This window comes from Marinihelvus fidelis (genome assembly GCF_008725655.1).
Lineage (GTDB): Bacteria > Pseudomonadota > Gammaproteobacteria > Xanthomonadales > SZUA-36 > Marinihelvus > Marinihelvus fidelis.
In genome coordinates, this window is the sequence record NZ_VYXP01000006.1 from 354,744 (window position 1) to 369,848 (window position 15,105).

The 15,105-nt window shown below is 62.9% G+C and carries 9 protein-coding genes; all 9 read left to right on the plus strand.

Annotation, left to right across the window (positions count from 1 at the left end; translation table 11 throughout):
* Positions 1-4: 4 nt before the first annotated feature.
* The 9 genes from F3N42_RS11925 to F3N42_RS11965 all read left to right on the plus strand — a co-directional run bounded on the left by F3N42_RS11925 (position 5) and on the right by F3N42_RS11965 (position 14,986).
* Positions 5-661, plus strand: a complete 657-nt coding sequence (locus tag F3N42_RS11925) for a DUF2291 family protein (protein ID WP_150864680.1) — start codon at positions 5-7, stop codon at positions 659-661.
* Positions 658-2,196: a sugar ABC transporter ATP-binding protein gene (locus F3N42_RS11930; protein ID WP_150864681.1), complete on the plus strand. Its 1,539-nt coding sequence runs from the start codon at positions 658-660 to the stop codon at positions 2,194-2,196. Before F3N42_RS11925 ends, F3N42_RS11930 begins: the two co-directional genes overlap by 4 nt.
* On the plus strand, positions 2,193-3,179 hold the full coding sequence (locus F3N42_RS11935) for an ABC transporter permease (RefSeq protein WP_224784891.1): 987 nt from the start codon (positions 2,193-2,195) through the stop codon (positions 3,177-3,179). Before F3N42_RS11930 ends, F3N42_RS11935 begins: the two co-directional genes overlap by 4 nt.
* Position 3,180: 1 nt before the next feature.
* Positions 3,181-4,605, plus strand: a complete 1,425-nt coding sequence (locus tag F3N42_RS11940) for a DUF1593 domain-containing protein (RefSeq protein WP_150864682.1) — start codon at positions 3,181-3,183, stop codon at positions 4,603-4,605.
* Position 4,606: 1 nt separating this feature from the next.
* Positions 4,607-5,296: a hypothetical protein gene (locus F3N42_RS11945; RefSeq protein ID WP_150864683.1), complete on the plus strand. Its 690-nt coding sequence runs from the start codon at positions 4,607-4,609 to the stop codon at positions 5,294-5,296.
* 34 nt (positions 5,297-5,330) lie between these two features.
* Complete coding sequence (locus tag F3N42_RS11950; protein WP_224784892.1) at positions 5,331-6,758, plus strand: pectate lyase family protein; 1,428 nt, start codon at positions 5,331-5,333, stop codon at positions 6,756-6,758.
* Positions 6,759-7,183: 425 nt separating this feature from the next.
* Positions 7,184-10,006, plus strand: a complete 2,823-nt coding sequence (locus F3N42_RS11955) for a TonB-dependent receptor (protein ID WP_150864684.1) — start codon at positions 7,184-7,186, stop codon at positions 10,004-10,006.
* 574 nt (positions 10,007-10,580) lie between these two features.
* Positions 10,581-13,271 carry a TonB-dependent receptor gene (locus F3N42_RS11960; protein WP_224784893.1) on the plus strand — a complete coding sequence of 897 codons (2,691 nt, stop codon included), beginning with the start codon at positions 10,581-10,583 and terminating at the stop codon, positions 13,269-13,271.
* A gap of 89 nt (positions 13,272-13,360) precedes the next feature.
* The gene (locus F3N42_RS11965) at positions 13,361-14,986 is read left to right on the plus strand and encodes a family 43 glycosylhydrolase (protein ID WP_150864686.1); all 1,626 of its coding nucleotides are present in this window, start codon (positions 13,361-13,363) and stop codon (positions 14,984-14,986) included.
* Positions 14,987-15,105 lie beyond the last annotated feature (119 nt).

Consider the following 15,105-nt stretch of genomic DNA (forward strand, 5'->3'; position numbering starts at 1 on the left):
GCCCATGACCCAGAGTGCTCCCAACCGGGTGCCGCGCCTGGCCTGGGGCGGTGCCCTTGCCGCCGGGCTGGCCGTGCTGATCTGGTTCGTGCCGCTGTTCCATGTGCTGCCGCTGGAAGAAACCCGGCAGCAGGCGCAGGCTGGCGCGTTCAATGCCGAGACGTTCGTCGACGAATTCTGGGCGGGCCCGCTGGCGACCGCGCTCGAAGACGCTGTGGATGCCGGCACCCTGCTTGATGAACTGGGCCGCGATTTTGCGGCCGCCGGCGAGCGCTACGGCCATCGCCTGGGACTGAGCAGCCGCACCGCGTTCCTGGTCAGCGGCGAGGGCACCGTGGTCGACGCCGGCGAGTACCGGCTGGGCATCAGCCTGGATGACGACGACACCCCGGAGGTGATCATCGAGGTCGGCCCGGTGTTCGGCAACGCCATCCGCGACGGTTCAGGGCAGCTGGACGTGAGCCGCTTCGCCAACGCGCAGGAGTTCAACGCCATTTCCGAGGCCATCAACCGGCGCGTGGAAGCCGGGGCGATGGCGCAGCTCGAGGCCGGCGTCGCGCCGGGCCAGCGAATCCGTTTCACTGGCGGCACCGAGGTGGCCGACAGCGGTCAGGCGCCCGGTGAATTGCTGGTCGTCCCGGTGAACATCGAACTGCCATGACCGCCCCGGGCGACATCGTTCTGCAGGCCCAGGGCATTTCGAAGTCCTTCCCCGGCGTAAAGGCGCTGGATGACGTTGGCCTGACCCTGCGCAGCGGCCGCCTGACGGCCCTGCTGGGTGAAAACGGCGCCGGCAAGTCCACGCTGATGAACATCATCGCCGGCGTGCTGCGCCGCGATACCGGCACTATTCACCTGGGTGGCGAGCCGGTGGACTTCGGTAACCCGCGCGAGGCCAGCGAAGCTGGCATCACGATGATCTTCCAGGAACTGAACCTGGTCGCCAACCTGACCATCGCGCAGAACATCTTCCTGGGTCGCGAACCACTGACCCGCCTGGGCCTGATCGACACCGCGAAAATGAATCGCGACGCTGCGGCCCTGCTGGAGACCCTGGACCTGGATGTGCCGCCCACCACGCCGGTCAGCCAGCTGCGCGTGGGCCAGCAGCAGGTGGTCGAGATCGCCAAGGCGCTGTCGACCAACGCCCGCGTGCTGATCATGGATGAGCCGACCTCGGCCATTACCGAGCACGAGATCGAGGTGCTGTTCGGCATCATCGACCGGCTCAAGCGCCAGGGCGTGGCGATTGCCTACATCACCCACAAGCTGGAAGAACTCACCCGCATCGGCGATGACGCCGTGGTCATGCGCGACGGCCGGCTGATCGACGCGGCGCCCCTGGCCGACCTGGACCGCGACGGCATTGTCCGAATGATGGTCGGGCGCGAGTCCCGCCAACCCGACGCCCTGCCCCGGCCGACGCCGGGCGCCGAGGTGCTGCGCGCCGAGAACATCAGCCTGGGCAAACCCGGCGACCAGGGCCGGCGATTGTTGGACAGCGTGAGTTTCGATGTCCGCGAAGGCGAAGTGCTGGGCATTTTCGGCCTGATGGGCGCCGGCCGCACCGAGCTGCTGGAGACTGTCTTCGGCCTGCACCCGGGCCTGGGCGACGGCCAGCTGCTCGTCGATGGCGAGCCGGCCAGCGTGCGCTCCCCCGCCGATGCCATCGCCCATGGCCTGGCGCTGGGCCCCGAAGACCGCAAGCACGAGGGCCTGGTGCTGGGCATGAGCGTGGCCGACAACACCAGCCTGGCCAGCCTGCCCCGCTTCACCCGGCGCGGTTTTATCGACCGGCGCGCGGAACTGGCCATGGTGGATGAGTCCAACCGCCGTTTCCGCGTCAAGACGCCGTCCAGCCACGAGATCATCCGCAACCTTTCCGGTGGTAACCAGCAGAAGGTGATCCTGGGCAAGTGGCTGGCCACGCAGCCGCGCGTGCTGCTGCTGGATGAGCCGACTCGCGGAATCGACATCAACGCCAAGGAAGAGATTTACGCGCTGATCAACGAGCTCAGCCATGCCGGTCTGGCGGTGATCGTCGTGTCGTCCGAACTACCCGAAGTCCTGGCCATCGCCGACCGCGTGATGGTGCTGTGCGAAGGCCGCAAGACCGCCGAGTTCAGCCGCGCGGAGGCCAACGAGGCCAACCTGATGAACGCGGCCCTGCCGACCACCATGGAATCGCTGCATTGAATACCCCGACCCTGTCCACACGCGACCTGCTCGCCAAGTCCCAGCCGCTGATCGCGCTTGTACTGATGATCATCGTCATGGCGCTGGCTTCCGACGCCTTCCTGACGCCCGAAAACGGCTGGAACATCCTGCGGCAGATTTCCGTCAACCTGTGCCTGTCGATCGGCATGACGCTGATCATCCTGTCGGGCGGCATCGACCTGTCTGGCGGCGCCATCCTGGCACTGGCCGGGGCCGTGGCCGCCGGGCTGATGAAAAACGGCATCGGCATCCCGGCGATCGATGTATTGCTGCAGTTCACGCTGGCCGGCGCGATCGTCGGCGCGGTTGTCGTCGGCATGGTACTGGGCTGGTTCAACGGCTTCGTCATCACGAAATTCCGAATCCCGCCATTTGTTGCCACGCTGGGCATGCTCAGCATCGCCCGTGGCCTGACCATGCTGTGGACGGGTGGTTTTCCGATCACCGGCCTGGGCGAGGGCTTTGGGTTTATCGGCACCGGCACGTTCATGGGTATCCCGATGCCGGTATGGATCGCGTCGCTGCTGGTGACAGCGTTCGTGGTCATCACGAAGAAGACCCGTTTCGGCCGCCACCTGTATGCGGTCGGCGGCAATGAGCGCGCGGCGCTGCTCACCGGCCTGCGCGTCAACCGCGTCAAGATCTGGGTGTACACCCTGGGTGGCGCGCTGGCGGGCGTGGCCGGCGTGCTGGTCACGGCGCGCCTGGATTCCGCCCAGCCCAACGCCGGCATGGGCTACGAACTGGACGCCATCGCCGCGGTGGTCATCGGCGGCACCTCGCTGTCCGGTGGCCGCGGCTCGATCATGGGCACCGTGCTCGGCTGCCTGATCATCGGCGTTCTCAACAACGGCCTGTTCCTGCTGGATGTCTCACCGTTCTGGCAGCAGGTCATCAAGGGCATGGTCATTCTCATCGCCGTGGCGATCGACAAGGCCAGCCCGCGCAACCGGAGTGATTGATATGACCCGATTCCTGCTCATCCTTTCACTGCTGGCCCTGGCCGGCACACCCGCACTCGCAGAAGCCCGCGAAGACAAACCGCGTGTGTTCGTGCTGACCGACATCGAGAACGAACCGGACGACGCCATGTCGATGGTCCGCTTCCTGGTCTACGCCAACCAGTGGGACGTGGAGGGCCTGGTCGCCACGACCTCCGTGCACCAGCCGGACCAGACCGCCGCCTGGCGCATCCGCGAAATTGTCGGCGCCTACGGCGAAGTGCGTGACAACCTGGAGAAACACGAGCCGGGCTTCCCCACCGCCAATCACCTGCTGTCGCTGATCCGCGAAGGCCGCCCCGACTACGGCATGAACGCCGTCGGCGAAGGCATGGACTCCAGCGGGTCAGACTTCCTGATCGAAGTGGTCGACCGCGACGACCCGCGCCCCGTCTGGGTGACCGTCTGGGGTGGCCCCAACGTGCTGGCGCAGGCGCTGTGGAAGGTCCGCGAGACCCGCAGCGAGGCGGAGCTGAACGAATTTGTCGCCAAGCTGCGCGTGTACACCATCTCCGACCAGGACGACAGCGGCCCCTGGCTGCGTAAAACGTTCCCGGACCTGTTCTATATCGCCAGCCCCGGCTTCCATGCCGGCGGCGCGTACCACATGTCCACGTGGATCGGCATCGGCGGCGACAATTTCCACGGCCGCTTCGTCGGCGCCGATTTCGAGTTGGTCGACAACCCCTGGCTGGACGAGCACATCCGCAGCAAGGGCCCGCTGGGCGCGCAGTACCCACAGGTCGAGTACATGATGGAGGGCGACACGCCCAGTTACCTGAACCTGGTCGACAACGGCCTGAGCCACCCGGACCACCCGGACTGGGGCGGCTGGGGCGGCCGCTACGAGTTCTACACGCCGCGTTTTGAAAAGCGCCTGCTGGAACCGGAAACACGGCCGTTCTGGTCGGACGCCCGCGACGAGGTCTTGGGCGTGGACGGCAAATGGCACACCGGCAACAAGGAAACCATCTGGCGCTGGCGCCAGGCCTACCAGAACGACTTCGTCGCGCGCATGGACTGGACCATTCAATCTCCTGAAGACGCCAACCACCCACCGGTGGCGAAACTCGACCACACCGACCGGCTGACCGCCAAACCCGGTGGCCGCGTTGAGCTGTCGGCCACCGCCTCCAGCGACCCGGATGGCGACGGTCTCTCGTACGCCTGGTTCCTGTACAAGGAACCCGGCGAGTTCACCACCGGCACCGCGCGCACTGGCCAACCGCTCACCATCGACAACGCCGACCAGGCCAAGGCGGAATTCACGGTGCCCACGACACGTGTGCTCCGCAACGGCACCATGCACATCATCCTGGCCGTGACCGACAACGGCACGCCGGCCCTGACCCGCTACCAGCGCGTCATCGTCGATGTGCAGCCCTGACATGTATCGCCAAAGCATCATTAGCCGGGTCATGCTGACCGCGCTGCTGGCCACGGCGTCCTGCGCCCTGGCCGCGGATTCGCCGCACACGCGCGCACTGCCCCCCGTCGAAGGCGGCATGAAGTCACCTCCCGCCGAACCGCTCGCGGTTGCTGAAAGCGATGTCAGGATCTGTGAAGCCGGCGAAAACTGGACCTCGCTGATCTCCCAGAACGGTATCGGCTGCGACGCCGCCTGCGCCAGCCAGGGCATGAGTTGCCGGCGCAGCTACCACGACGTAGCGGGTGAGTGCGAACCGCAGCCCTGGGAACTGGGTTGCGGCCAGCTCAGCGCCCAGAGCACGGATTTCTGCGCCTGCTCCAGTGAAACCTTTTTCCAGGGCAAGCTGTATTACGAGCACCCACGCGACCGCGAAAAACCCGCGCTGGAAACCTGCCAGGCGGGCGATGGCTGGGCCACCATCGTCTTTCACGACAGCTCCGGCTGCGAGACCGCCTGCAAATCGGTCGGGCTGGTCTGCCACGCAGCCGCCGAGGACCTGGAACTGGAGTGCGGCCCGCAGGCCGACCCCGAATTCGTGCTGGCCTGCCATAACGACCTGGGCCACGCCAGCGACTTCTGTGCCTGCACGGCCGACGGCAGCGCCACTGGCCTGCCGGACAGCGTGCTGTCACCCTGGCGGCCATTCTGAAAGTCACCCAGACCCGAATAACCGGAGGCCTTCGATGAACCGCAATATCAACACATTACTGGGCGGTCTCCTGGCCCTGCTGGCACCGGGCGCTGGGGCCGATGACCGGACACTGGCGTTTCCCACCGCGGAAGGCTACGGAAAGTACACGGTCGGCGGTCGTGGCGGCGAGGTCTATCACGTTACCCACCTGGGTGATAACGGCGAAGGCAGCCTGCGCGCTGCGGTCGAGGCCCGGGGACCCCGGACCGTCATTTTCCGCGTCTCCGGCACCATCGACCTGCAAAGCAGCCTGGAAATCAGCCATCCCTACATCACCATCGCCGGCCAGACCGCCCCGGGCGACGGCATCACCCTGAAGCGGCACCCGCTGGTGATCAGCGCTGACGAGGTCATCATCCGATATATCCGGGTCCGGCTCGGGGATGAGTCCGGTGGCGCCGAGGACGCCATATCCAGCCGCTACACCAATAACCTGATCCTGGATCATGTTTCGGCCAGCTGGTCAGTGGATGAAACGATGTCCATTTACCATGGCAGAAACCTGACCGTGCAATGGAGCATCATTTCAGAAAGCCTCTACGAATCGAACCATACCAAGGCCGTCGCCAACCACGGTTACGGTGGCATCTGGGGCTCGGACTACAGCACGTACCACCACAACCTCCTGGCCCATCACTCCAGCCGCAATCCCCGCTTTGCTTCGGGCTGCGGCAATACCGACTATCGCAACAACGTGATCTACAACTGGGGCTTCGAGGCCACCTATGGTGGCGAACAGCAGCAACCCAACAACGATGCGTTCCATCATTGCAATATCAACATGGTGGCTAACTACCAGAAGGCCGGGCCCGCCACCCTGCCGGGCGACATCATGCATCGCATCACCGCACCCTGGTCCCGTGACGGGGCCAGCGATTACGGAAAATGGTACGTCGAAGGTAACGTCATCGAAGGCAACGACTGGGTCTCGGCCAACAACGTCCTGGGCGGCATCCAGCCGCAGGGTGGCGCCGAGTTCCTCGACGCACTGAGGCTTGATGAACCCTGGCCCGCCATGCCCATTAACCAGCAGAGCGCCGAGGCCGCATTCAAGGCGGTTCTCGACCGGGCCGGTGCCAGTGTCCCAAAACGCGATGCCGTGGACCTGCGCATTATCGAAGAGGTCAGGGGCGGCTTTGCGTCATTCGAGGGCCTGACCTACGAAACGCATCACGCGGTGGCCGATCCGGAGAAGAACAGCGGCATCATCGATTCCCAGGACGACGTGGGAGGATGGCCGGTACTGCAATCGACACCCGCCCCTTCCGACCGCGATCGCGATGGCATGCCGGATGATTGGGAACGGGAGAATGGTCTTGATCCACGGGACGCCAGTGATCGAAACGAGATCACGGCTGGCGGCTACACCCAACTGGAGAATTTTCTGAACAGTATCGCGGGGAATCGCGAAGTGCGCTGATGGCTTCCGGTGTCATCACGAGGCGCACCCGGGCCGCATGGAAAGCCAGCAAGTGAATCGTATTTTGTCGTTATATACCGACATATCAATAACATACCTAACACAGCCATCACTACTCTTCGTTGACGTGTTGATTACCCACTCTTTCACTTGCAATCTCTTTCATATCTGCACAATTCCCAAACACGACGAGACGAATAATACAACTATCTGACGCTTTTTAGACTGTAAATATCTGTTTTATAACTTTAATATTCAGTTTTTAAATAGTAAGTTTTCGTAAATTTAGTTCTTGACACCGGTGGTCAAGTAGTTAGTATGGATTAAGCGTGGATTAATCACGGTTGCCAAAAACCGAACTCACGCAGGAAATCTTGGCTCACCAAGGCTACTTAGACTCAACATAAAGCGATGGGGAAATCCAAATGACACCCGAACTGGAGACACGGGGCCGTTCAAGGCTCACGCGCATGATTTCATTGGGCCTGGCCACAATGATCTACGGCGCATCCATGCCAGCACTGGCACAGCAATCAGATACCGATGCAGAGGAAGACGTCGACGCACTGCTCGAGGAAGTGGTGGTTACCGGCTTCCGTCGAAGCCTGCAGGTCGCACTGGACGTCAAGCGCGACTCCGTTGGCGCGGTCGACGCCATCATGGCCGAAGACATTGCCGACTTCCCGGACACCAACCTGGCCGAATCGCTGCAGCGTATTCCCGGTGTGGCCATTAACCGCTTCGAGGGTGAAGGCAACGCCATCACCGTTCGTGGCCTGGGCGGCCGCTACACGCTGACCCGCATCAACGGCATGGAAACGCGTGCCGGCGTGGCCACGAACACCGGCCGCGGCTTCGACTTCAACATGTTCGCCTCCGAACTGTTCAACTCGATCGTGGTGCACAAGACCGCGGCGGCCGAACTGCAGGAAGGCTCACTCGGCGCCATCGTCGACCTGAACACGGCGCACGCCTTTGATTACGAAGAAGGTATCACCGCGCTGGTTGGCGGCCAGGCCATCTACAACGAGAACCGCGGCGAATTCGCTCCGCGCGCGACCGGCCTGTTTGCTTACCACGACCCCGACGGCGTCTGGGGCTTCTCCGGTTCCGTGGCCTACTCGGAATCCAAGAACGAGACCCTGTCCGGCAACACCGTGCGCTTCCAGAAGGCCAGCTTTAACTCGGTGCTGGGCGTCGACTGTTCGGCCAACCCCGGCGATGCCGGTTGCGCCGAGGTGTCTGACGGCTACCACGCCCGTATCCCGCGCTACGGCGGCACCAAGATCGACCGCGAGCGCCTGGGTATCACCGCCGGCCTGCAGTGGGCACCGTCCGACCGTACCGAGATCACCCTGGACGGCATGTACGCCAACTACGACTACACGCGTGACTTCCGCACCATCGAAGTACTGTTCCGCGGTAACGAAGGCGGCATGGATGTCACCAGCTACGACATCCAGGAATTCCCGGACCGCTATGGCTCCGGCAACAACACGATCACCGCGATGGGTGTCGACAACGCCTGGGTCCGCTCCGAGACCTACTACCAGGAAACCGAGTCGGTGTTCGAGCAGTTCACACTGCAGGTCACGCATGACTTTACCGACACCTTCAGCTTTGCTGGCCACTTCGGCACCACCGAGTCAACCGGCGAGTCCCCCGTGACGACCACGCTGATGTACGACGACCGTGATTACAACGGCTACGTGTACGACTACCACGGCGACGGCGGCAACCCGTTCCCGACGCTGGCGTTCAACGGTGGCGACGTGACCGATGGCAGCATCTTCACGCTGACCGAGCTGCGTGACCAGGTGCACAAGACCACCACCGGTTTCGACAACATGGACCTGAACCTGAGCTGGCAATTCACCGACTCACTGGAACTGGCCGGTGGCTACGCCTACAAGAAGTTTGACTACAAGACCCGCCAGGACCGCCGCGACGGCACGGTCTGCGGACTGGGCCTGTGGAACTGTGACACCGATGGTGACGGCGTTGACGACATCCTTGGCCCGCAGGGCACGGCGGACCTGTCTGACCTCTACACCTACGGCGGTAACGTCGGCGAAGGTTCCGACAGCGTCTGGGCCGCGCCTTCACTGGAAGGCTGGACCAGCCTGCTGGACTACTACAACTACCCGCTGTCTCCCGACCAGGGCCGCTACGCGGATGTGACCGAGGAAACCTCTGGTGCCTGGATCCAGCTGAACGGCGATCACATCTTCAGCAACGACATGCGCTTCATGTACAACGTCGGCGTCCGTTACGTTGAAACCGACCAGACCTCTGCCGGCTTCAACTCCGGCCAGTGGGTGGAAGTCGAGCGTCCGAAGTACGACGACACGCTGCCGTCACTGAACGCGGCACTGTGGCTGACCGAAAACGTGGTGGTCCGTGGGTCATGGGCCGAAACCCTGACCCGCCCGGCCCTGGGTAACCTGAGCCCGGGTGGTAGCGTCGACAGCTTCAACTACGCGATCAACTTCCAGAACCCTAACCTCGACCCGACCCGTTCGACCAACTTCGATGCGTCGGTGGAATGGTACTTCGCGGACGAAGCCGTACTGTCATTCGCCTACTTCACGAAGGACATCGAGTCGTTCCCGATTCGCGAGCTGACCACCGGCACCTTTGCCTCGACCGGCCTGCCGCTGAGCGTCATCTCCCCGACCTCACCGGCTTCACAGGACCTGGAAGGCACCTGTGGTGACCCGGCGGGTTGCTGGGAAATCAGCCAGCTGGTAAATGGCCCGGGTGCGGACCTGTCCGGCTTCGAAATCGCCGTGCAGACGCCGTTCAGCGTGTTCCTGGGTGATGACATCCCGGTGCTTCGTAACATGGGTGTCGTCGCCAACTACACCGATGTGAGCTCGGACGTGGAGTACAACTACTCCGGCAACATCATCACCGAGCGCATCCTTGGCCAGTCGGACACGTCGTACAACTTCACGATGTACTACGAGAACGGCACCTTTGATGCCCGTGTGGCGATTTCCCAGCGCGACGACTACCTGGAGAGTGGTCCGAACCGCAGTGGCAACCTGTGGCAGTTCGTGGATCCGGCGACCTTCGTCGACCTGTCCACCCGCTATCGCTTCAACGAAAACTTCGACGTGACCTTCGAGATCCTGAACGTCACCGACGAGCCACTGGACAACTATGTCGATACCGACGCCCGCCGTCGCCTCGACTACTCGACCTACGGCACCAACTATCTCCTCGGCTTCAGGTACAAGTTCTGATCTTGCGGAGCTTCACCTAGCCGACACAGGAGCGGTCCTCGCCGCTCCGGAACTGGCGCAGACGCCCTGGTGTCTGCGCCTTTTTTCTGTCCGGGCTTCTCGCGCCAAGTGAAGAAATAGTGAAACCGGTGTCATTTTTTCTTGAATTCCCGATTCATCTGTTCCAGTATGAATAACGAGGCTCCGTGAGAAATGAACGGCAATGACCCGTTCTTCCAGGCACCCGGTCCATCGAGGCGCGTAGATCTGATGTTTAACGCGGGATTGGCATGCCACTCATGAGAATAATGGTTTATCAATAAAACCAGGCGCTTAGGTGACTCCAGGCCCGAATGACGAGGGAAAACCCTCGCGACGGGGCGGGTCACCAAGACATCCGGGGTAGAGCTCGCCCCATGGATTCGGTGCCCCAAGACCTGGACGAGGAACCAGGTCAAAAAATGACACCGGTATCTATTTATTCAGGATGTCGTCCGCGCCATGACCTATAGTCGAGGAGGACTGACCCAAAATGTTCAGAACTACTTTTAATAAAAGGGCACTGCAGCTTGCGACGGCATCTTACGTTGCCGCCATGAGCAGCGCCGCCCTGGCACAGCCTGTTACCGCCCCGGACTCCGACGCCAGCGAAGACGTACTTGAAGAAGTCGTCGTCACCGGCTTCCGGCAGTCTCTTGAAGCCGCTCTAGACCTGAAGCGTGACAGTGTCGGCGCCGTCGACGCGATTTTCGCCGAGGACATTGCCGACTTCCCGGATTCCAACCTGGCCGAATCACTGCAGCGTATTCCCGGTGTGACCATCACCCGTGACTCCGGCGAAGGCCGTGAGATCTCGGTTCGCGGTCTGTCCGGCGAGTTCACCCGCGTGCGCGTCAACGGCATCGAGTCCGTCGCCGCCACCGGTGGTGAAGGCGGCCCGAACCGTGGTCGTTCATTCGACTTCAACGTCTTCGCTTCCGAACTGTTCAACCAGCTGGTGGTGCACAAGACCGCGTCCGCCAACCTGGACGAAGGCTCCCTGGGTGCCGTGGTCGACCTGAACACGGGCCGCCCGCTGCAGTACGAAGAAGGCACGACCTTCGTCGTCAGCGGCGAAGCCCAGTTCAACGAACTGAGCGAAGACTGGGGCCCGCGCGCCGCCGCGCTGTGGTCACACAATGCCGGCAACTGGGGCCTTTCCCTGTCCGCCGCTTACTCTGACAACACCACCGACGAGTTGGGCCAGAACACCGTTCGCTGGGCGCAGGCGCAATTCGCCAACGTCATGGGCGTCGACTGCCCGGCCAACCCGACCGATGCCAACTGTGCCGAAGTCGCCAACGCGTTCCACACCCGAATCCCGCGCTACGGCCTGATCCAGTACGATCGCGAGCGCCTGGGCCTGACGGGATCACTGCAGTTCGCACCCAGCGACGACACCACCATCACGCTGGACGCGCTCTACTCACAGTACGACGCATCCCGCGCCGAGAAGTGGGGCGAGGTGCTGATGCGCGGCAACGAGCGCTTCATGACGGTGACCGACTACATCTACGATTCGGCCACCAACAACATCCCCTACCTGACCATGGACAACGCCTGGGTTCGTAACGAGAACTTCGAAAAGGCGTGGACCACGGACTTTTACCAGGTGGGCCTGGACCTGGAGCATCATTTCTCCGACAACTTCAGTGGCAACCTGCTGGTCGGCACGTCCCAGTCTGAACTGGATTTCAAGCACGAGATCACGTTCATGTACGACGACCGCGACTACAACAACTTCCTGGTCGACTACCGTGATGACCAGTTCCCGACCATCGCCTTCAACGGCCCTGATGTGACGGATGCCACCAACTTCCAGTTGACCGAGTTGCGTGATCGCCCGACCAACACCAAGCACGGCTTCGACACCGTGGCCGGCGACATTGTCTGGGACTTCCACGAGAACTTCTCCATCGAGGCGGGTGTGAGCTGGAAGGAATTTTCTTTCGACACCATCGGCTACCGTCGTGATACCGGCGTCTGTGCCGCCGGGCTGTACGAGTGTGATACAGATGGCGACGGCGTCGACGACCTGGTCGGTGTACCGGCAACCCCGGAAATGAGCGAGATCTACACGTTCAACGACACCATGGGTCCGGGCTCGACGCAGAGCTGGGTGATCCCCAGCCTGGACGCGTGGATCGACTACTTCGACCTGTACAACCTGCCGGCCAACCTGGACCAGGGTGGCACCAGCGAAGTGACCGAGGAAAACCTGGGCGCTTTCGTTCAGCTGAACGGTGATGTCGACCTGGGCAGCATGCGCCTGCGCTTCGACGTAGGTGTACGCTACGTTGAAACCGACCAGTCTTCGTCCGGTTACAACTCCGGCACGTGGGTCACCGTCGACCGCGACCCGTATGACGACGTACTGCCGGCCCTGAACCTGGCCCTGGACATCACGCCGGACCTGGTGTGGCGCTTCTCGGCCGCCGAGGTCATGACACGTCCCGGCCTCGGCAACCTGTCACCGGGTGGCAGCGTGGATCCGTTCAACTACCGGGTGAGCTACGACAACCCGTACCTGGACCCGACCCGCGCCACGTCGTTCGACACCTCGCTGGAATGGTACTTTGCCGACGAGGCCGTGCTGTCCTTCGCATACTTCTACAAGGACATCGAGTCGCGTCCGATTGGCAGCGAGCGTGAAGGCACCTACGCCTCCACCGGTCTGCCGCTGGACCTGCTGAACCCGACCTCTCCGGCGGGCCAGTGCCCCGAGTGCATGCCCTGGACGATCTCGTCCATCGACAACGGCCCGGGCGGCGACCTGGACGGCTTCGAAATCGCCTTCCAGATGCCTTTCAGCGTGATGACCGAGAACGTGCCGTTCCTCAGTGACCTGGGTGTGATCGCCAACTACACCTACGTCGACTCGAGCGTGGACTACACCTTCGGCAGCGACATTGTCACCGAACGCCTGTTCGGCCTGTCGAACGACTCGTGGAACGCCACGCTTTACTACGAGCGTGACACGTTCAACGCCCGTATCTCGGCGTCCTACCGTGACGAGTACCTGACCGGCACCTCTGGCAACAGCAACCGCTTCGAAGGTTACGCGGCCACCACATACGTCGATTTCTCGGCCGGGTGGGACATGACCGAAAGCCTGACCATCCTGCTGGAAGCCCAGAACCTGACCGACGAGTACCAGGATCGCTGGACCGACATCGACGCCCGTCGTCGTTACGAGTACGACCACACCGGCCGCATCTACAAGATGGGCCTGCGCTACCAGTTCTGATGCTGGAAACGCACTTTCGCAAGACCAGGAATCCCCGCTTCGGCGGGGATTCTTTTTTCTGCTAAACGTTCGAATGGAGCACTGATGACATGAAATTCCGCCGCCGTTCCCTGCTGTCCACCCTGCCAGCGATCCCATTGCTGGGTGCGCCGGGCACCCGCGTCCTGGCCGAAAACGTGCCAGCCGCTGACTGTATCGCCCCCGGTGACTGGTCCAGCCTGGAATGGGCGCGCGGTATTGAAGGCCAGCGCAAGGCCGACCTGGGCAACGGCACGTTCCTGAACCCCATCGTGCCGGGCGACCACCCGGACCCGTCCATCATCAAGGACGGCGACGACTACTACATGACGTTTTCGTCTTTCGACGCCTATCCCGGCCTGGTCATCTGGCACTCGAAAGACCTGGTCAACTGGCAGCCGGTCACTGCTGCGCTGACCAAGCCGATCGGCGCCGTCTGGGCGCCGGAACTGTGCAAGCACGAGGGGCGCTACTACATGTACATCCCCGCTCGCTTTCCGGATTACCGCTCCAACTACGTCATCTGGGCGGACAACATAGAAGGCCCCTGGAGCGACCCGATCGACCTGGAACTGCCCGACCACATCGACCCCGGCCACATTGTCGACACCAACGGCGACCGCTACCTGTGCCTGTCCGGCGGCGACATCGTGCCGCTGACCCCGGACGGACTGGCCACTGCCGGCCCGGTCCGGCACGTCTACGACCCGTGGCGCTATCCCGAAGACTGGGTGGTTGAAAGCTTCTCGCCGGAAGGCCCGAAAATGCTGCGCCGCGGCGACTACTTCTACATGATCACCGCCGTGGGCGGCACGGCCGGCCCGCCGACCGGTCACATGGTCATCGTCGCGCGCTCGAAATCACTGGACGGCCCCTGGGAAGACGCGCCCAACAACCCCATCGTCCGTACCGAGAGCCGCAACGAGAAATGGTGGTCGCGCGGCCATGCCACCGCGGTGGAAGGCCCGGACGGCGACTGGTGGATGGTCTACCACGGTTACGAGAACAACTACTGGACCCTGGGCCGGCAGTGCCTGCTGGCGCCGATCACGTGGACGGATGACGGCTGGATCGAGGCTGGTGGCGGCGACCTGTCGGCGCCCATCGCCATGCCCAAAGGCGGCGAAGCCGTCCCGCACGGCGCGGCATTGTCGGATGATTTTTCCACCAACAAGTTCGGCACGCAGTGGGGCTTTTACGACCCGGCCGAGAACGAAATGGACCGCGTCCGCTACGAGGACAAGGCGCTGGTGATCAAGGGCAAGGGTTCCACCCCCTCTGATTCTTCACCGCTGTGCTTTATCTGCGGCGACCTGGCCTACGAGGTGGAAGTGGAGTGCGAGGTGATTGATGACGCCGAAGCCGGCATCCTGCTGTTCTACAACCGCCGCCTGTACTGCGGCCTGAGCTTCTCGAAAGACGGTTTCGTCATGCAACGCTACGGCCTGCAGCGCAATGTCCGCGCCCCGGAAGACCTGGGCCGCAAGCTGCACCTGCGCATCACCAACGACCACAACATCGTCACCATCCACCACAGCCCCGACGGCAAGAACTGGACCAAGTTCTACGTGCAGATGGAGGTCTCCGGCTACCACCACAACGTGGCCTGGGATTTCCTCAGCCTGCGCCCCGGCCTGATGGCGGCCGGCGACGGCGAAGTGCGATTCCGCAACCTGCGCTACCGCGCGCTGGCGTAGGCCGCGTACGTGGGGGTGGGGTGGGCTTGGTCCAGGACGCGCTCAAGCACATCCATGTGGCGCTCTTCCGCGGCCATCCATGGCCGCGGAAGGTCCTGGACCAAGCCCACCCCACCCCC

Coding starts and splice junctions, on each gene's coding strand:
- F3N42_RS11925 (WP_150864680.1), top strand. CDS start 5: ATGACCCAGAGTGCTCCCAACCGGGTGCCGCGCCTGGCCTGGGGCGGT.
- F3N42_RS11930 (WP_150864681.1), top strand. CDS start 658: ATGACCGCCCCGGGCGACATCGTTCTGCAGGCCCAGGGCATTTCGAAG.
- F3N42_RS11940 (WP_150864682.1), top strand. CDS start 3,181: ATGACCCGATTCCTGCTCATCCTTTCACTGCTGGCCCTGGCCGGCACA.
- F3N42_RS11945 (WP_150864683.1), top strand. CDS start 4,607: ATGTATCGCCAAAGCATCATTAGCCGGGTCATGCTGACCGCGCTGCTG.
- F3N42_RS11950 (WP_224784892.1), top strand. CDS start 5,331: ATGAACCGCAATATCAACACATTACTGGGCGGTCTCCTGGCCCTGCTG.
- F3N42_RS11955 (WP_150864684.1), top strand. CDS start 7,184: ATGACACCCGAACTGGAGACACGGGGCCGTTCAAGGCTCACGCGCATG.
- F3N42_RS11960 (WP_224784893.1), top strand. CDS start 10,581: ATGAGCAGCGCCGCCCTGGCACAGCCTGTTACCGCCCCGGACTCCGAC.
- F3N42_RS11965 (WP_150864686.1), top strand. CDS start 13,361: ATGAAATTCCGCCGCCGTTCCCTGCTGTCCACCCTGCCAGCGATCCCA.